18 protein-coding genes are annotated in these 17,230 nt (G+C 50.9%); 5 read left to right on the forward strand and 13 right to left on the reverse strand.

Annotation, left to right across the window (positions count from 1 at the left end):
• Positions 1-96: 96 nt before the first annotated feature.
• The 6 genes from J2Y43_RS14880 to J2Y43_RS14905 form a co-directional block, all read right to left on the reverse strand.
• Entirely contained in the window at positions 97-1,383 is a 1,287-nt protein-coding gene (locus J2Y43_RS14880; protein ID WP_309983909.1) for an O-acetylhomoserine aminocarboxypropyltransferase/cysteine synthase, read from the reverse strand.
• Between the two features lie 117 nt (positions 1,384-1,500).
• A complete protein-coding gene (locus tag J2Y43_RS14885; protein ID WP_309983911.1) occupies positions 1,501-2,031 on the reverse strand; it encodes an NAD(P)H-dependent oxidoreductase in 531 nt (176 codons plus the stop codon).
• A gap of 48 nt (positions 2,032-2,079) precedes the next feature.
• Positions 2,080-2,604: a DinB family protein gene (locus J2Y43_RS14890; protein WP_309983913.1), complete on the reverse strand. Its 525-nt coding sequence runs from the start codon at positions 2,602-2,604 to the stop codon at positions 2,080-2,082.
• 68 nt (positions 2,605-2,672) lie between these two features.
• Positions 2,673-3,620 carry a YafY family protein gene (locus J2Y43_RS14895; RefSeq protein ID WP_309983916.1) on the reverse strand — a complete coding sequence of 316 codons (948 nt, stop codon included), beginning with the start codon at positions 3,618-3,620 and terminating at the stop codon, positions 2,673-2,675.
• A 36-nt stretch (positions 3,621-3,656) separates the two neighbouring features.
• Positions 3,657-4,670, reverse strand: coding sequence for an LLM class flavin-dependent oxidoreductase (locus tag J2Y43_RS14900; protein ID WP_309983918.1), 1,014 nt, complete (start codon positions 4,668-4,670; stop codon positions 3,657-3,659).
• 112 nt (positions 4,671-4,782) lie between these two features.
• Positions 4,783-5,187: a DUF2147 domain-containing protein gene (locus J2Y43_RS14905; protein ID WP_309983920.1), complete on the reverse strand. Its 405-nt coding sequence runs from the start codon at positions 5,185-5,187 to the stop codon at positions 4,783-4,785.
• 551 nt (positions 5,188-5,738) lie between these two features.
• On the opposite strand from J2Y43_RS14905, the gene J2Y43_RS14910 reads away from it, so the two are divergent.
• Both J2Y43_RS14910 and J2Y43_RS14915 read left to right on the forward strand, forming a co-directional pair.
• On the forward strand, positions 5,739-6,968 hold the full coding sequence (locus J2Y43_RS14910; protein ID WP_309983923.1) for a GAF domain-containing sensor histidine kinase: 1,230 nt from the start codon (positions 5,739-5,741) through the stop codon (positions 6,966-6,968).
• A 90-nt stretch (positions 6,969-7,058) separates the two neighbouring features.
• Positions 7,059-8,285 (forward strand): methyltransferase domain-containing protein, encoded by a 1,227-nt coding sequence (locus J2Y43_RS14915; RefSeq protein ID WP_309983925.1) that lies wholly within the window; start codon positions 7,059-7,061, stop codon positions 8,283-8,285.
• A 2-nt stretch (positions 8,286-8,287) separates the two neighbouring features.
• Here the strand turns inward: J2Y43_RS14915 and J2Y43_RS14920 are convergent, their stop codons facing one another.
• Positions 8,288-8,746, reverse strand: a complete 459-nt coding sequence (locus tag J2Y43_RS14920) for a hypothetical protein (RefSeq protein ID WP_309983927.1) — start codon at positions 8,744-8,746, stop codon at positions 8,288-8,290.
• A 108-nt stretch (positions 8,747-8,854) separates the two neighbouring features.
• Between J2Y43_RS14920 and J2Y43_RS14925 the strand changes: the two genes are divergently transcribed.
• Positions 8,855-9,091: a hypothetical protein gene (locus tag J2Y43_RS14925; RefSeq protein ID WP_309983929.1), complete on the forward strand. Its 237-nt coding sequence runs from the start codon at positions 8,855-8,857 to the stop codon at positions 9,089-9,091.
• A 51-nt stretch (positions 9,092-9,142) separates the two neighbouring features.
• On the opposite strand, the gene J2Y43_RS14930 is transcribed toward J2Y43_RS14925, so the two are convergent.
• The 3 genes from J2Y43_RS14930 to J2Y43_RS14940 form a co-directional block, all read right to left on the reverse strand.
• Entirely contained in the window at positions 9,143-9,595 is a 453-nt protein-coding gene (locus tag J2Y43_RS14930; protein WP_309983931.1) for an SRPBCC domain-containing protein, read from the reverse strand.
• Positions 9,596-10,036: 441 nt separating this feature from the next.
• Positions 10,037-10,942, reverse strand: coding sequence for an AraC family transcriptional regulator (locus J2Y43_RS14935; RefSeq protein WP_309983934.1), 906 nt, complete (start codon positions 10,940-10,942; stop codon positions 10,037-10,039).
• A 6-nt stretch (positions 10,943-10,948) separates the two neighbouring features.
• Entirely contained in the window at positions 10,949-11,791 is an 843-nt protein-coding gene (locus J2Y43_RS14940; protein ID WP_309983936.1) for a ThuA domain-containing protein, read from the reverse strand.
• 137 nt (positions 11,792-11,928) lie between these two features.
• On the opposite strand from J2Y43_RS14940, the gene J2Y43_RS14945 reads away from it, so the two are divergent.
• Entirely contained in the window at positions 11,929-14,046 is a 2,118-nt protein-coding gene (locus J2Y43_RS14945) for a Tex family protein (RefSeq protein WP_309983938.1), read from the forward strand.
• 52 nt (positions 14,047-14,098) lie between these two features.
• On the opposite strand, the gene J2Y43_RS14950 is transcribed toward J2Y43_RS14945, so the two are convergent.
• Positions 14,099-14,545, reverse strand: coding sequence for an SRPBCC domain-containing protein (locus J2Y43_RS14950; RefSeq protein WP_309983941.1), 447 nt, complete (start codon positions 14,543-14,545; stop codon positions 14,099-14,101).
• 123 nt (positions 14,546-14,668) lie between these two features.
• Here J2Y43_RS14950 and J2Y43_RS14955 point away from each other — a divergent pair, with 123 nt between their 5' ends.
• Complete coding sequence (locus J2Y43_RS14955) at positions 14,669-15,124, forward strand: SRPBCC family protein (RefSeq protein WP_309983943.1); 456 nt, start codon at positions 14,669-14,671, stop codon at positions 15,122-15,124.
• Here J2Y43_RS14955 and J2Y43_RS14960 read toward each other — a convergent pair.
• Complete coding sequence (locus tag J2Y43_RS14960; RefSeq protein WP_309983945.1) at positions 15,121-16,326, reverse strand: porin; 1,206 nt, start codon at positions 16,324-16,326, stop codon at positions 15,121-15,123. The genes J2Y43_RS14955 and J2Y43_RS14960 overlap by 4 nt on opposite strands.
• Positions 16,327-16,488: 162 nt before the next feature.
• Entirely contained in the window at positions 16,489-17,133 is a 645-nt protein-coding gene (locus J2Y43_RS14965) for a hypothetical protein (RefSeq protein WP_309983947.1), read from the reverse strand.
• Positions 17,134-17,230: the final 97 nt, after the last annotated feature.

Consider the following 17,230-nt stretch of genomic DNA (forward strand, 5'->3'; position numbering starts at 1 on the left):
TTTGACTAACCTTCTTCAACGTTTTTACTACCAATATTACATCGCTACGCGATTTATTCAATCATTCAGTCATTCAATCATTCGGTCATTCAATCATTATAGCGTAGCAATCGCCTGCTCCACATCCGCGATGATATCGTCGATATGCTCGATACCTACGGAAATACGCAGCTGGGTAGGTAATACGCCTGCTGAAAGCTGTTCTGCATCGGATAATTGCGAGTGCGTAGTAGATGCCGGGTGGATGATCAGCGTTTTGGCGTCGCCTACGTTGGCCAGGTTGCTGATCAGTTGCAGGTTATCGACAAAGCGCTCGGCGGTCTTCCTGTCGCCTTTGAGCGAGAACGACAATACCCCTCCAAAACCACGTGTGAGGTACTTTTTAGCCAGCTGGTGGTACTTGTTACCTTCCAGACCAATGTAGTTCACACTCTCCACTTTCGGATGTTTTTCCAGCCATTGCGCGAGTTTCAAGGCGTTTTCGGCAATACGTTCCACCCTCAGCGACAGTGTTTCAAGCCCTTGCAGGAACAGAAACCCGTTGAATGGCGATAGAGATGGGCCCCAGTCGCGCAAGCCTTCCACCCGGGCGCGGATGATGAACTGGATGTTGCCGAATGGTCCGCCGATACCGAAAACATCGTTTAGAACAAGGCCGTGGTAGCTCGGCGAAGGCTCTGTGAACTGCGGGAACTTGCCGTTACCCCAGTTGTAGGTACCCGCATCGACAATCACCCCGCCAATGGAAGTACCATGGCCGCCGATCCATTTCGTGGCCGACTGCACTACCACGTGCGCACCGTGCTTAATGGGCTGAAAAATGGCGCCTGCTGCCCCGAATGTGTTATCGACGATCAGCGGGAGGTCGTATTTCGTTGCAAGTGCCGAGAATGCCTCAAAATCGGGTACGGAATAGCTCGGGTTACCGATTGTTTCGAGGTAAATGAACTTGGTTTTGTCGTCGATGAGCTTTTCGAAGCTGCTCACATCGTCGCCATCGGCGAAACGCGCTTCGACGCCGATGTTTTTGAAGGAATTTTTGAACTGGTTATAAGAACCGCCGTACAGGAACGAGGTAGTTACGAAGTTATCGCCGACGGTCGTGATGTTGTTGATCGCCAGGAACTGCGCCGAATGCCCCGAAGCGGTGGCCAATGCAGCTACGCCGCCTTCCAACGCGGCCACGCGTTTCTCGAAAACGTCGTTGGTCGGGTTCATAATGCGGGAGTATATGTTACCAAACTCTTTCAGTGCGAACAGGTTAGCGGCATGCTCTGCATTGTTAAACACGTAGGAAGTAGTTTGGTACAAAGGCACCGCCCGTGAATTGGTAACTGGGTCGGGCTGTTGTCCGGCATGAAGCTGCAAGGTCTCAAATTTCATTTGGTTAGAACGTTTAAGGTGGATAAAACCCAAATGTATCAAACTAAATGATATTACTCTATGATATTTATAGTCTTTTGCTTGCCGGATAATAAATTGGATTTTGATAAGGAGACACTAACTCCCGATCAAGCCTAGCAGATTAGTGCATTGTATTCTGAGCTCGTTGAGCGTATGTGCGTCTGTTACACGGCCTTCCGTAATTTTCCCTTTGACGTTCGGAATGGACAGCGCAGAAGCGTCATTTTTTTTCGTGCCAAGCGCGGTCAGGGTAAGTAATAGCGACGCCAGGGCATTGTTACCGCCGGAATTGAGCGGAGAGGCACTGATGGCCGACACCGGCTTGTCGTTCAGGTCGCCTGTGCCGACAGTCCAGTCCAGGGCATTTTTGAGCGTGCCCGGTACGCCGAACGCGTATTCCGGCGTGCAGATCACCACCGCGTCGGCTTTGGCAATGGCGGCCTTGAAGCGGGTCACCGGCTCAGCATCAGAAAGGCCCGGAGAGAAATGCGCGATTTCGTCCAGGCCTTCGAAAATTTCAAATGTGATGTCGGAAGGCAGGATGCTTCCCAAGGTTTTTAGGATGATGGTATTGGTGGAGTCGGCGCGCAGGCTGCCTGAAATGCCCAGTATGTGAATGTGTTTCATAAACAGCATTACAAAAACCGGGCGCTGCGGGTTTCCGGTGCTGCCAATTTATTTAGCCATGACATTATAAAAATTGTAATCGGTCATCGGGGCGTCGGTGAAACCCAGGTTGCGGCCCATGGTGATGATCTGCCCGCGGTGATAGGTGGTATGGTTCACGACGTGCATAATGTATTCGAAGTTGGGGAAGTTGCATTGGAACCAGGGACTCTCCACGAGTGTCTCGCTCTGGATTTGTTCGGCAGTGAGGGTTTCAACGTATTCCGCAAGCTCCTGAGATTGCGCTATAAGCGTATCAAATGTCGAGTCGAGGTCTCCATCGAAATCCTGGCCGCTATAATGGCTCTCCGGATGCAGGATCGAGTACCAGTAACGCTGCGTTTCAAGGATATGGATGAGTGTCAGCCGGATGGTCGTAAAGCTTGATTTCAGCTCAGTTTCGAGGATTTCGGCCGGTTTTGTACGCAACCAGTTCACCAAAGTGCAGTTAGCCCAGTGGTTGTAATCTGCGAAATTTTTCATCGCATAAGCCAAACTTTTTTCTGCGGTCGGAATTTCAATTGTGGCTGACATATCTTCTTTGTTTAAGTACAATACAAAGAAAACCGATGCTTATGACAGCCCTATGTCAGCAGCTCTTATCAATGGTTCAGATTTTCCAGAATTTTTTCGGAAAGCTGTCTTACGATCGTTTTCAGCGCCTCGGGTTCGAGAATGCATGCCTCCGGGGCAATCATCATGTACCACCTGGCGAAGCCTTCGAGCGATGCGCTGAGGAAAGTCATTTCTGTGTAATCGTCATGCTCGATTTCGGAGGCGAAGCCGTAGTAGTTGCGCTGCTCGCGAATGTAGCGCGCCACGCGTTTGTCCACGCGCACGCGCACGAGGCGCATGTTGTCGTTCTCCCAGCTATCGTGCATGAAGTCTTTCAGCGGGGCATGCTTGTGCTGGAACGGACGCTCGGTAATGTCGCATTGCAGGATGCGGTCGGAGCGGAAATTGCGGTAATCGTTACGGAGGTGGCAGAAGGCGATGGTATACCAATAATTGTTTTCATGGTAAATACCCACCGGCTCGATCACCCGCTCCACCGGTTCGGTGGCGCTTAACGCCACGTAGAGGATTTTGGCAATCTTGCGTTCCGAAATACTATTGAGCAGGATGTCGAGCGTATTGCTGTTGGGCTGGTGAAATGCCCGCGGCCTGCTTCGTACTTCAATGTGGTTTTCGAGGTTCTCCACCATCGATTTTTCGGTACTTCTCAGCACGGCCTTGATCTTGTACATCGCCGCCTGGTAATGCGATTGTGTCGAAAAATCGGTGAACTTCTCCATTAGCTTCTCAGCGGTAATGAATGTACGTGCCTCTTCCTTGGTGAACATAACGGGAGGCAGGCGGTAGCCATCCATAATGGAATAGCCCACGCCTGCCTCGCCTATGATGGGTACGCCCGCTTCCGCGAGCGAATTAATGTCACGGTACACCGTCCGCAAACTGATCTCGAAGCGTTCGGCCAGGTCCTGGGCTTTGACAATTTTACGAGATTGAAGCTGGATCAGGATAGCTGTAATGCGGTCGAAACGGTTCATGAGTGTCGGTGAAGGAATGTCCGGCACAAATTAAGTTTAAAGAACCGGTTCTCTCAAATTAAATGCTTCCGAAATCAATTGAAAGGATTTGATACGGTTTTCAAAAGTATCGGCCATGGTCGATACCATGATCTCGTCCGCTTCAAAGTCCACCGCGAGTTTTGTCAGTTGCTCTTTCACCGACTCCGGCGTGCCGGAAACGATCCGGCCGCTGTTGTATCGGATCCGGTCCAGCTCGCCGAAATTGAACTGGTATTTGCGTACCATCTCAGGGTCGGGGAATGGCCCGAATTTGCCGCGTTCGAACTCCACCAGTACGTAATCCATCATCTTACGCATCAAGGCGGCCTTTTCTTCCGTTTCGGCGCATAAGGTGAATGCGGAAATGATCACTTTGGGTTTTTCGAGCTGGTCCGACGGGCGGAAATTGCATTTGTATTCTTCTACTACATCCGGCTTCACAAAGCCATTAATGAACTTGGCTACGGCCAGGCCCATTCCGAAACGGGCGGCGATGTTACTGCTGCCGCCGCTGGAACTAAGAATCCACTGCTCGGGAATCGTGGTGGACTGCGGCGTGGCGTAGATGAACCCGCGCTCGGTGCCGGCCGTATCCCTGAAAAAATGCTGCAAATGTTCGAGCTGGCGCAGGTAGCTGGTTTCGCTGAAATCGTTGGATGGGTTCAGGAGCGAGGAGGTAATGCGGTCGGTGCCGGGTGCACGGCCCATGCCGAGGTCAATGCGGCCTGGGTAAAGCGTTTCGAGCATGCGGAAGTTCTCCGCCACTTTCAATGCGCTGTGGTTGGGCAGCATAATCCCGCCCGATCCGACGCGGATATGGCTCGTTACATCCGCCAGCTTGACCATGAGGACTTCCGGGGTGGAGCCGGCAATAAAGGTGGAATTGTGGTGCTCGGAAACCCAGAAACGGCTGTAACCAAGTTCTTCGGCCAGTTTTGCTGTGGCTATGGTTTCCTGTATGGCTTCACTGACCGTTGACCCGTGTCTGACGACGGATTGATCGAGAATGCCCAGTTTGAAATGCTTCATACGATAAATACGTGATTTGAAGCATAACACAGGCAGGCCCGTTTGTATTCATTTTGGAGGCCTTAAATGTCCTTTCTGCGAGTATAGTAACGTTCGCCGGCAGGGTAGGGGGTCAGGGAATGCGATCCCAGTAGGTACTTCTGCCCAGCAGCGGTATGCCCACGTAGCTTCGCACTTCGAGTTTTCCCTTGCGTAGCTTGATCAGGCAGTTATAGGTCTTACCGCTCTTGGGGTCGTACATTTTGCCGTCGTCCCAAAGGTCTTCGCTAAAGACGAAGTTGTTTAGCAGGTTCACATGGAGCAGGTTCCGGGTGCGGAGTTTTCCGTTGGAATTGCGAACGTCCTTCCGGGAGGTTTTTCCGTCGGCTTCGAAGAGATCTTCCGACCACAGCAGGCGACCGAAATATTCCTCCCCGTTTTTATAAATCTCTATGCGGGTATCTTTTTCTTCATTGATCCACTCGCCAACGATCTTATCTGCGACAATAATTTGCGATCCGGCAGGGTTGAAACTCACGAAAAAAAATATAGTAAAAAGTATTTTATACATTCTGATGACGTCCGTCGGGTTGTTTATTTCTGTTTTACAGGCCTTGAAAATATGCAAGTTTAAAATTTCTAGAATTTTACGGTGTTAAGTATTGTAAAAATCAAAAATGCCAAATTTCCGTAAAATCAAATATTTCTATCAGTGATTTTATATTTAACAATGATAGATTTTGTACTTAACACTGTTAATGTATTCTTGCTTATATTGACGTGCGGTGTTGAGTCCAATTATTTCCGATTGTTGGTGTGACAATATACGACAGTTCCTCAAATTACGAAACAGAATTATTCCAAGATACGTCGGGCCGGCTCATGGTGGCACTCGTTGGCCGGCCGGGCACTATCCGGGGTTTCCGGTTGAATACAGCAAAAGTTGTTCCGACCGGAAATTTGTATCCGGCGGTGATTTTGTCTGCCTGCAACAATGGGCGCAACCGGTTTTCGGCATTGTTTTTTTATAGAATTAGTTCCCTTTTTTGCATTAATGTTTGTAGAATTGGATATAAACTGCATTTATCTATGAGTACTCCCAATGCGCCTGTACCAGCCAATGAAATGGAGCGTCTCCTGGCGCTCTCCGAGTTGGATATCGACTATTCGGATCATCAGATCACATTCCAGGATTTGGCCAAGCTGGCCGCCAAGGTTACGGGCACCAGAATATCGCTGGTCAACCTGCTCGACTCACTTACCCAATGGACGATTTCGAATTATGGCTTCGATATAGAGCAAATGCTCCGGGAAGATTCGGTCTGCCAGTATACCATTATGGAGTCCGACCATTTTGAAGTGGGTGATTTGAGCGCGGATGAGCGCTTTAAGGATAAAATATATGTGACCAGCGAACCCAATGTGAAGTATTATTATGGCATACCGCTGAAAACGAGCGAAGGCTTGCAAATCGGAGCATTGTGCGTACTCGACCAGGAACGCAAAACGCTCGAACCGGAGAAGATAGAACTGCTGAAAATCATTGCCGACGAGATAGTCGCCCGTCTGAAAACGCATAAGGTGCTGGAAAACCTGAAATCAAGGCTATTGGAAGCGGGGCAGACACAGAAAAAGGTGGCACACGACATACGCGGGCCGCTGGGCGGGATCGTTGGGCTCGCGCAGATTATCCGTGATCAGGGAGAACATAACCGGATGGATGAGGTTCTCGAATTCATTAACCTCATTCACAAAAGCGGCAATTCTATCCTCGACCTGGCCGAAGAAATACTGGATTCCCACAGGGAAAAAGCAACGGGTGCCAACGTGCCGCCGGCTTCGAATGGGCAAGGCTTTACGCTGATGATCTTCAAGGACAAGCTCGAAAAGCTCTACGGACCACAAGGCAAGCACAAAAACATCCGTTTTCGGGTGGAAACGAGCCCATTGACCGAGAATATCCATTTTTCAAAAAGCAAATTGCTTCAAATTACGGGTAACCTCATATCCAATTCCATGAAATTCACGCCGCCGGGCGGCGAAGTAGCTGTGGACCTGCACCTGCTGATCGACCAGGCGAGACCAGTGCTGCAAATTTCGGTGCGCGACACGGGCGTGGGAATCAGTGAAGAAAACATTCGGGCGATCTTGTCGGGTAGTGCGTCGTCGACCGACGGAACAGGCGGCGAGCAAGGCTTCGGGTTCGGATTGGCGCTGGTAAAACACCTGGTGGATAGCCTGGGCGGGCGGATCAATATTACTTCGGAACCGGGTGTCGGGACCAATTTTGAGATCAATCTGCCTCAGAACATCTATTGATCCCGGTTTGCAGTTCCGCGGGCCATGCATTTGCATTCTAGCCGATCCCTCACCAATTTTGTCTCCTTGTTTTACCTGGAAACTGAAATTTTGAAACTCTATAAAGGACTTGTTGCGGCCACCGTTGAGGCATTGCAGGATATTTTCGTGAAAAACCGGCAGGCCGACCGCGTCGTTGAGCAATTGCTGAAATCCAATAAAAAATGGGGTGCCCGCGACCGTGCTTTCATCGCCGAAAACGTGTATGAAATCGTGCGCTGGTGGCGGCTGGTGAAATACGCTGCCCATGTGGAGAAGGCGACTGAAAGTGAGGATTTCTGGCATCTGGCAGGCGCATGGCAGCTCATCAAACCTTTGCAATTGGGCGGGCACGAGGTACTGGAAAGCCTGCCAGAATGGCCCGAGTTTGAAGGTTTGAACCCGCAATCGGTGAGAGAGCGATATCAGGAAGGGCTAAAAACCCGCAGGATTGCGCAGTCGATGCCTGACTGGATCGACCAGATCGGTGAATCGGAAGTCGGGGAGGAATGGGCTGCCGAACTGGCGGCGCTTAACAAGACGGCTCCGGTGGTTTTACGTGTCAATTCGCTGAAAACGGATATTGCCACGGTGAGGGAGCAACTCGGCTTCGATATCACCGAAACCGTCTCCGGCGTGCCCGAGGCATTGCTGCTGAAAAAGCGCATGAACATATCGGGGCTGGATAGCTTCAAAAATGGCTTTTTTGAGGTTCAGGACGCGGGATCGCAGCTCATTGGGCCTTACCTGGACGTGCACGCGGGCATGTCCGTGATCGATGCGTGCGCTGGCGCGGGTGGTAAGAGCCTGCACCTGGCTGCATTGCTCGGCAATACCGGCTCTATCCTTTCCATGGACATCGAGCACCATAAATTGCAGGAGTTGGAACGGAGGGCTTCACGAAATGGCGTTACCAACCTGACGACGATGCTCATTAGTTCCGAGAAAACCATTGCCCATCTGTCGGGTACCGCCGATCGCCTGCTGCTCGACGTCCCATGTTCCGGACTAGGTGTTTTAAGGAGAAACCCCGACAGCAAATGGAAACTCAAACCGGAATTTCTGGACAAAATCCGCAAAGTGCAGGCGGATATCCTGGAAAACTACTCGAAAATGGTCAAGAAAGGCGGGAAAATGGTGTACGCGACATGCAGCATCCTGCCATCGGAGTCGGAGGAGCAGGTACGGGCATTCACGAAGCGCCACAAGGCCGACTGGCAGTTTGTTTCCGAACATCGCACCTCGCCTGCGCGCGACGGTTTCGACGGCTTCTACATGGCACTACTTGAACGGAAATAGCATTACACTGCCGGTTGAACGGCAAAATACCAGACCCAGGCGATCAGAAAGACCTGCATCGGAATGCGGAACCACAAATAGGCCGGTCCTTTGCCGTCGTAGGTGCCTTTCTGGTAGTCGAGGTGACGGTTGGCTGCGTAAATATTCGCAGGAAGCAATGCGATAAAAAACAGGATCAGGAAGATGCCTGCCGCATAACGCGTCGCCGGAAAAAGGAGCGCGACACCCGCCGCGATTTCCATCAGGCCGGTGATCAAAACCAACGCTTTTTTGAAAGGAACAAATGGGGGAATCATCATTTTCATGCCCTCGGGAAACTTGAAATGCCCCAACGCCGTGAATTGCAGCATTGCACACATGGCGATGTTCCCGCTTAAAATGTAGGCAGGTTCGCCCGAACCGGCCCAGGTAATGCCCAGGCTTACCAAAAATGTGACAATCAGAATAATCAGTACTGCCATGGTTGATGAAGACGCTTTTCACGGAAGAAGCGAGAATGGCCCGAACAAGTTCCGCTAACCGTGTAAGGCATGGTTTTTTCCAGGTCGCAAAAAACAACAAACAAAACCATGGACTTTCAAGAACATTATACAGGAGTATTTCCCATTGCGGAAATGCCTGACGACCAGCCACCAGCAACCAGTTATCCGGAGAAGCCACGCGATACAGGTCCGTTGAACCCGACGCCCGATGTGCCGGGTACCGACGCTCCGGAGGTCAATACGGGATCTAGGATCGACGAAAAGACGCCCGCTGAGCCTACTAGTGAAGATGAAGTTGGGGAAATAGAATCTCAAAATCCTTGAATAAGAAAGGGTTGCCTGTATCTGGCAACCCTTTCTTCGTGAAAAGGCCGGCTACTGGGCCTCGACGAGTTTCTTAATTTCCACCAGGATCGGATTCCAGCCTTCGCCGTTGTTGTACGAGTCCTGATAACGCCGCTCTCCTTCGGCAACGATGCTGTAATCGCCCTGCGACACTTTCAAAAGCGTCTTTTCACCCTGCGGAATGAGGTCGTAGGTGACTTGCAGGTAATTTTCGGAAATATCGTCGATGTTGGAATGCGGATCTATGGTCGTGTAGCGGAGAAACTTTCCCGGCTCGATTTCCAGCACTTCCCCCTTGACCCAGATAATCTCTTTTCCTTCGTGCTCGCCTTTCCAAAGCAGCTCGCTGCCGACATTCCAGTCGGAAAGTGCCTCACAACCAAACATATACTGTTTTGTCTGCTCAGGATTCACAAGCGCATCCCACACCCGTGGAGCAGGTGCATCGATGGTAATTTCGTTTTGAATGAATAGCGGTTCCATTGTTTGAATGACTTTTAATGTTAGGTGTTTTCAGGTCTGGCCAGGTGTTGTCAGGTGTAGTCAGGTATTGTCAAGCGTAGTCAGGTGTTGTCGAGTGTAGTCAGGTGATAGTCAAGTATTGTCAGGTTTAGTCAGGAGTGGTCAAGAATGCTTAGAAGTAGTCAAGTGAAGTGTTGTCGGGTATTCTTTTAGAAAATGGCTAGTGATTGTACTGACCACACCAGACTTCGCTAGGAGTGATCACCTGACTATATTTGAGGGATGCTGACCGTACCTGACTACTTCCAACCATGCCTCGCCAATCCTGACTATCCCTGACTACACTTGACCACTCCTGACTACTCCTAACTACACGTAACCACACCTGACAACACCTGACCATGCCTGACTAAATTTTACAATGGCAATATTACGCCCATCCGTATCGTACTGGATTGCGTTTTACGGATTATTTCTAACCGAAAAGGGAGTGATGCCGAATTTCTTTTTGAAAGCATTGTTGAAGTGCTGCGGCGTTGCGTAGCCCAGCTGCGTCGATATTTCCGCGGCCGTTTGCTGGGTGTCGAGCAGGTATTGCTTCGCGAGTTGCAGGCGCTGGTCGGTGAGGTACCCGAAAATAGTATTGTTGAACGTCTCCTTGAAGCCTTTTTTCAGCTTGTATTCGTTCAAACCCACGTGATGTGCGATTTCGGAGAGATTAGGCGGGCAATGCACGCGTTCGTTGATCAGATCGCGGACAGCGATAATCTTCTCCTTGTCGGTTTTGGTTTTGATAAATGTCTCCGTTTTGCGTTCCGAAGCCTCGCACGCGTCCGCGCATAGCACGAGCAGCTCAATGCTTTTGGAAAGCAGAAACAGCTTTTTGAGGTTTTCGGAATACTTGCAGTGGATAATTTGCTGGATTACCTGCTGAATTGGCGAATCGATCGTACCCCAATTTTCGGTCAAGATCGCACTTTTGCCCATAACTATCGCCTCTGAAAAGCGTTTCAGCGCATCACTGGCATTTTGGGTGAACTGAATAAAGACTTCTTTGGGAAACTGAATGCCGAAAGTCTCAATTTCAAGCGTCTTCGCCTGAACGGTCATTTCAAACTCCCTGGAATACATGATGTTATGGTGTCCGCCGACAAGGTCGAATGTCTTCCCAAGCTGATCGTAGGTAAACATGTAATCCCCTTTCAAGCCGAAATGCATGCGTACCACGTCGGTATTGGCGCTTTTGGAGTGAAAACCCGACAATTCCGTGAACCGCGAAACGGCATGCCCCAGCAAGATGCCGTCGCATTGCCAGGTGGTGCCGGTCATTTGGCCTTTGTCGAAACTGCGGGTCTGCCTGTCTTCCATAGTCGGTTACTTTTTGCGGTTGGCGAGCCAGAGGATCGAGTTCACCAGGAACTGATTCTGTGCGTCATTATCAAAGGTAAACGATAATTCCTTGTTCGTTTTATTCTCGTAATCGATATCGTTATGCCCCATATTCATGTAGAGCATTTTGTACTTTTTATTGGTCCACGCGACGGGGTAATAACCACTGTGCCAGATTTCGTGCTGTTTTGGCCCGGTACCGAGCGGAAAGCTCGCCGGATCGATCGAAAGGAGTATTTCAATATCGGGATTTTGGGTTAAATCCTTTTCCCATCGGTACCATTCGTTGGGCGATGCTTTGAAGGTGCTGCCTAATCCTTTGGTAGCCGGGCTTTTGGGATTCTCAACTTTCAAAATGGCCGAAGTAGGGCGCCAGGTGTTGCTTTTGTACTGCCCCGAGCCGAGGAATTGATCATGGTACCAGTCCCAGTTTTGCGGGAAAGCGGAGGGCGTCAATGCAAATGCGGCGAAATGAAAGCCGATCCAGCCGCCGCCGTTTTCCATATATTTCTGGAAAGCTGCACGCTGCTCGGGTTTTTCTGGGCGTGTATCGAGGAAAAGCACCACCTGGTATTTCGACAGGAACGCGGCGTTGAGGTTATCCCACTTGCTCGTCGAATCGTAGGTAAACCCGTTTTTTTCACCGAGTTGGGGTAAACGTTTGTGGGCTTCACCTACAAAACTGATGTGTGCCCGGTCATTTTTACCCGTAAAAAAAGCAATGACTTTGATTGCGGGCTTTTGTTGCGAGAATGCCGGAAGTGTGCCAGAGAGCAGGCTCAGCACGACGGCCAGGATAGCCAATGGCTTTCCGAATAGATACTTCATTTGATAAGGGGTTAGGTATGAGGATTAAATTACACCAAATATAAACGGTAAAATGCGTACGTGGCCTCGTCGCTAATTTTAGTTTTGAAAACCGTGAATATCCGCTTTATTTGCCGTTTCCAATTTCATTAGTAAACATGAACTACACCCTTATTGCACAACAGGCGGGCGTCAGCGACAAGCAGGCGAGGAACACCATCGCGTTATTCGAGGAAGGCGCCACGGTGCCGTTTATCGCGCGGTACCGCAAGGAAGCCACCGGCGGGCTGGACGAAGTCCAGATAGGCGCCGTCAAAGAGGCATGGCAGAAGCAGCAGGAAGTCGAAAAGCGCCGGGAGGCCATTTTGAAGAGCATTGAAGAGCAAGGCAAACTCACGCCGGAGCTGAAAAAGAAGATCGAGGGCGTGTTTTCGATGACCGAGCTGGAAGACCTTTATCTTCCCTATAAACAAAAGAGAAAAACCCGCGCGACGATCGCCATCGAGAAAGGGCTGGAACCACTTGCCAGGCTTATTTTCGAAGGCAAGGAGCGCGATCCCGAAGGCAAGGCAGCCAGCTTCCTGAACGATCAGGTGGCGAATGCCGGCGACGCATTGCAAGGGGCCCGGGATATTATCGCCGAATGGATCAACGAAAACCAGGAAGCGCGGACGAAAGTGCGGTACACTTTCCAGCGCGGTGCCATTATTACTTCCAAGGTCAAGAAGAAGAAAGAGGAAGAAGGGGCTAAATACCGCGATTATTTCGAGTTTTCGGAGCCTTTGGCCAAAATACCCTCGCACAGGCTGCTCGCGCTGCGCAGAGGCGAAGAAGAGGGCATTCTGAGCGTGGATATTTCGCCGGATGAAGATGCGGCGCTCGAAGCATTGGACAGGCTGTTTATGTTCGGTACGGAGGCTTGTAAGGACCAGCTCGAACTGGCGATCGGCGACAGCTACAAACGGCTGTTGAAACCGTCGATCGAAACGGAATTTGCCAACTTGTCTAAGGAAAAAGCAGATGTGGCCGCGATACAGGTGTTCACCGAGAACCTCCGGCAGCTCCTGCTGGCTTCGCCCCTGGGCCAGAAAACAGTACTGGCCATAGACCCCGGTTACCGCACGGGCTGCAAAGTAGTGGTGCTCGACAGCCAGGGTAACCTCATCGCCGATCATGTCATTTATCCATTCGATAAACCTTCAGAAGCAGGCGCCAGGATCAGTGAGCTCATCAGGAAGTTCAAAGTCGAGGCGATCGCCGTGGGTAATGGTACTGCCGGTCGCGAGACGGAAGATTTTGTCAAGAAGCTGCTGGATGGTTCCGGACAGTCGGCGGAGATCGGGTTGTTTATGGTATCCGAGCAGGGGGCGTCTATTTATTCCGCTTCGGAGGTCGCACGCGAGGAGTTCCCCGACAAGGATGTGACTGTCCGCGGTTCGATATCGATCGGGCGGAGGCTGATGGACCCGCTGGCAGAGTTGGTGAAGATCGATCCGAAGTCAATCGGTGTAGGCCAGTATCAGCACGATGTGGACCAAAATTCATTGCGAAATGCTTTGGATGTAGTCGTGGAAAGCTGCGTGAATTCCGTAGGCGTAAATCTCAACACGTCGAGCAAGCATTTGTTGCGCTATGTTTCCGGCCTTGGACCGGCTCTGGCGCAGAATATCGTGGATTTTCGGGCTAAAAATGGGAATTTCAAATCGAGGCAGCAATTATTGAAAGTTCCGCGGCTCGGAGCGAAAGCATTTGAGCAGGCGGCAGGCTTTCTGCGCATTGAGAATGGCACTAATCCGTTGGATAACAGTGCAGTACACCCGGAACGTTACGAATTGGTAGAGCAAATGGCCAAAGATGCGGGTGCTACGGTGAAGGATTTAATGCAGAAACCCGATTTGCGGCGCCAGGTTAAAATTGAAAAGTATGTATCGGCCTCGGTGGGCTTGCCCACTTTGAAGGATATCCTCGCCGAGCTCGAAAAACCCTCGCGTGACCCGCGTGCGGAAATGAAGAAGTTTGAGTTCGATGCCTCTGTAAGGAAGCCGGAAGATTTGAAGGTCGGGATGATCCTGCCCGGAATCGTGACGAACATTACGGCATTCGGAGCGTTTGTCGATGTGGGCGTGAAACAGGATGGCCTCGTCCACGTTTCGCAGATGGCCGACAAATTTGTGAAGGACCCGAACGAAGTGGTGAAGTTACAGCAGCACGTCACCGTTAAGGTGACCGAGGTAGACCTTAGCAGAAAGCGGATCGCCTTGTCGATGAAACTTTGAAAAATACAAAACCCGTTGGACGAGCTCCAACGGGTTTTGTATTGAAATGCCCTTAAAGGACGTGCAGCCTTTCTTCCTCCACAACCCTTTTCAGATCGTGCAGCACGTTCAACCAGTTACCCTCCGCTTTCACGACGGCATCGTCGTCTTCCAGGTTGTCCTGAGTTACCACCAGCGTCGTGTGTTCGTGATAGTCGGACAAATGGAAGGTCACGTGAGTATAATTATCCTCAAAATCCTCAGTACCCGATAGCGGACTCCAGAACGAGTAGCTTAGCTCGCGTTCGGGCGTGATCCTCAGGATTTCGCCCTTATCAACATAATGCTGGCCATGCCATTCGCCTTCGAAGGTGATAGGGCTTCCAATCTCAAAATCCGAGCGCATTTCTGTGCCATGAAAATACTTTTTGACGAGTTCGGGTTCTACCAATGCCTTCCAAACCGCAGAAGGGCTTGCATGGATAGAAATGGTTGTGGTTGCGAGCTGTTTTCTGTTCATGTTATTCGGAGTTAGTACTGTGATAAATGCTGAGAAAACTATGCCAAAGGACCCGGCCGCGGCCCGGCCCGGATTTTGATCGCTGGCTGCATATTTAACGTATATTAGGTCAAATGAGTTGACATGCGCGAGCTATATTTTAAACAATGGATGCCCATTAGCCTCGATGAGGCATGGGCTTTTTTCTCGAACCCTGCCAATTTGAAGGAAATCACCCCTTCACAAATGGGATTCGTAGTGACCTCGTCACACCACAGCGGGGAAATGTATGCGGGACAGATTATCCGGTACATTGTACGGCCGCTGTTCGGTATACCCCTGAAATGGTGCACCGAAATTACACATGTGGTTGACAAGCAATATTTTGTAGATGAGCAGCGCTTCGGGCCGTACGCATTCTGGCACCATCAGCACCGCTTCACCGAGCAAAACGGCGGGGTACTGATGGAGGATATTCTGCATTACAAGGTGCCGTTCGGCATTTTGGGAAGGTTGGTAGACCGGATGATCGTGAACCGGGAAGTGAATACGATTTTTGCCTACCGCAGGAAAATTCTGTCGGAGCGATTCGGCGCTTAGAAATTGTACTGGACGCGGGCTGTGAAAACATCATCGGATACATCGCTTTCGTAACCCGCCAGCGCCGACTTTTCATTCCGCACGAACTCATAGTAGAATACGAATTTCAGTGATTCGTTTGCCGTATACACATATCCCATGCCCAGGGTGTTATACCGAAGATCAGCCTTGCCGAAACCCTTGTCGGCCGAGATTTGCTTGCCCGAAATCTTGGTATTGGGATCGTACCAGTCGTATTTCACCACAAACTGGTGGTCCAGGCTGCCAAGGTGTTGCAGGAAATAGAAATAGGCACCGTCGAAGCTGCGGGAATAAAGCGGGTCTTTCAGGCCGTTGGTGACCGGATAAGTGCCGGGCGTCTCACTGGTGGCGAAAGTCGCCGTCTGCTGGCCTTTGATGTACTCTGCGCGGAATTCGGTTTCTCCCTTCCTGTTGGGGAACGATAGCTGGAAATCTGCACCGGCGTAGTTGCGGGGCCGGGTCTTGTGCAGGTTTACAGCCGCCGAGTCTCGTACTGCCTGATATTCACCGCCCCGGCGTTCCGTTTTGTAGAGGACATCGGACTGGCTTACAATGCCGCCTGCGTAGCCCGACACTGCCGCCGACAAGGTCGCATGACCCAACGCGCGGATGGTGGTCGGTTTGAGGCTCAGCCGGCTGATCACATCCTTGTGACTGTCGTAATCCATCGGGCCCGACATGCCCTGGCCATTGAACACGCCCACGTCGAATTTCAGTTTCTGGTGCCAAGCCTGTGTTTTGCGGCTGGTAACGGTAAGCATTACACCGATGTCGCGCTCGGTCTTCATCAGGATCTGCGACATGCGTCCACGCTCGGGCGACTCGCGGTTCGCTGACGAAAGGTTCACCTCATGCCCGAATGGCCGCGCGAACATCCCGGTAGTCAATGCAAATATCTTGAACTTGTTTTCATAAAACCGGCCCCAAAAATCGCGGATCGCTACGCCGCGTTCGGTTCCGTCGAACTGGAATACGAAATACGAGGTAGGGTCATTGTTCTTGTTCAGGTGCGCGTAGTCTACACGCAGGCGCCCGCGGCGGAGCATGAAGCGGTTATTCGAGAGGCCGGAGAAGTTACCACCCGCAAATGTCTCGGCGCCTTCTTTGGAAATAACCTGGAACTGTGGTTGGATGTAGCCACTGATTCTCACTCGGTTATAGCGCTCATAAATGGAAAGCATACCTTTTCCCATTTGGTTTGTGGTATCCACAAGGTCCATAAGGAAGCGCTGGGCGAAAAGGTTAGAATGGCTTAAAAGTATAAAAAGTAATAATAGGCCGGCAACACGGAACTTCATCTAGGTTATATAATTGGTGGCTGTAAAATCGGGGTACAAAGAACCTTATTTTCCCTTAATTATTTCAGCCAGATCGGATAGTTTTTCTTGCCAGTGCCTTTTCATCGCGTCACGGTCGGCTGCCCTCGGCAGTTTTTCATGATGAAAACTGATGACGCTTTTGCCGGCGCTCTTGCTTTTGCTACCCACTACGCGTACTTGTAATGTTGAGTTATATCGCCAGTATTCGGGTTTCCACGCCACCCGGAAATGTGAGCCCGGGGCCAGGATGGTAATGGTGCCGATGATGCCGTCCTGCGTTTTGAACGATTCGCCCATGCCTATGCAGCCGTCGACGAGCAGCCCGAGCCAGGTCGAAAGCCCTTCTTCCGAGGCGATCAGTTCCCAGGCTTTATGAACGGGGATCGGGAAGGTACGGGAGACGCCTACTTCATAACCGGACAGGAGCTCCCCTAACTGCCGCTGCCCGATCGCCTCCCGGTAACCCAGCGCGATTTTCTGCCGGTACCAGCCGTTTTCAACGTGATCTTCGAGCAATGTGACGATGTCCTTGTGGGCCCTTCCGTCGGATTTGAGGTTGTCGAGCCATTCGATCCATTCCGGCCAGTTGCGCCCGGTCTTTTCTTTTAATGTGTGTGATGACAGCTTGGCAAGTTCGTCTGCCGCTGACAATGTCTCATTTATAGCCATGATTTTGACAGGTTTTAGGAATGCAAAATTAGTCAAAAATCGGTGCTAATGCTGACAGCGGGCTGTCGGTGGCCTGGGAGGATGGAAAAATGAGTGG

It is taken from the genome of Dyadobacter sp. BE31, assembly GCF_031457695.1.
Taxonomy (GTDB): domain Bacteria; phylum Bacteroidota; class Bacteroidia; order Cytophagales; family Spirosomataceae; genus Dyadobacter.

Excerpts from the sequence above, each read along its gene's own strand:
- J2Y43_RS14900 (WP_309983918.1), bottom strand. The coding sequence starts at position 4,670 with ATGAAGCATTTCAAACTGGGCATTCTCGATCAATCCGTCGTCAGACAC.
- J2Y43_RS14935 (WP_309983934.1), bottom strand. The coding sequence starts at position 10,942 with ATGGAAGACAGGCAGACCCGCAGTTTCGACAAAGGCCAAATGACCGGC.
- J2Y43_RS14920 (WP_309983927.1), bottom strand. The coding sequence starts at position 8,746 with ATGGCAGTACTGATTATTCTGATTGTCACATTTTTGGTAAGCCTGGGC.
- J2Y43_RS14890 (WP_309983913.1), bottom strand. The coding sequence starts at position 2,604 with ATGTCAGCCACAATTGAAATTCCGACCGCAGAAAAAAGTTTGGCTTAT.
- J2Y43_RS14895 (WP_309983916.1), bottom strand. The coding sequence starts at position 3,620 with ATGAACCGTTTCGACCGCATTACAGCTATCCTGATCCAGCTTCAATCT.
- J2Y43_RS14965 (WP_309983947.1), bottom strand. The coding sequence starts at position 17,133 with ATGGCTATAAATGAGACATTGTCAGCGGCAGACGAACTTGCCAAGCTG.
- J2Y43_RS14950 (WP_309983941.1), bottom strand. The coding sequence starts at position 14,545 with ATGAACAGAAAACAGCTCGCAACCACAACCATTTCTATCCATGCAAGC.
- J2Y43_RS14960 (WP_309983945.1), bottom strand. The coding sequence starts at position 16,326 with ATGCTTTCCATTTATGAGCGCTATAACCGAGTGAGAATCAGTGGCTAC.
- J2Y43_RS14885 (WP_309983911.1), bottom strand. The coding sequence starts at position 2,031 with ATGAAACACATTCACATACTGGGCATTTCAGGCAGCCTGCGCGCCGAC.
- J2Y43_RS14930 (WP_309983931.1), bottom strand. The coding sequence starts at position 9,595 with ATGGAACCGCTATTCATTCAAAACGAAATTACCATCGATGCACCTGCT.
- J2Y43_RS14925 (WP_309983929.1), top strand. The coding sequence starts at position 8,855 with ATGGACTTTCAAGAACATTATACAGGAGTATTTCCCATTGCGGAAATG.
- J2Y43_RS14940 (WP_309983936.1), bottom strand. The coding sequence starts at position 11,791 with ATGAAGTATCTATTCGGAAAGCCATTGGCTATCCTGGCCGTCGTGCTG.
- J2Y43_RS14945 (WP_309983938.1), top strand. The coding sequence starts at position 11,929 with ATGAACTACACCCTTATTGCACAACAGGCGGGCGTCAGCGACAAGCAG.
- J2Y43_RS14910 (WP_309983923.1), top strand. The coding sequence starts at position 5,739 with ATGAGTACTCCCAATGCGCCTGTACCAGCCAATGAAATGGAGCGTCTC.
- J2Y43_RS14955 (WP_309983943.1), top strand. The coding sequence starts at position 14,669 with ATGCGCGAGCTATATTTTAAACAATGGATGCCCATTAGCCTCGATGAG.
- J2Y43_RS14880 (WP_309983909.1), bottom strand. The coding sequence starts at position 1,383 with ATGAAATTTGAGACCTTGCAGCTTCATGCCGGACAACAGCCCGACCCA.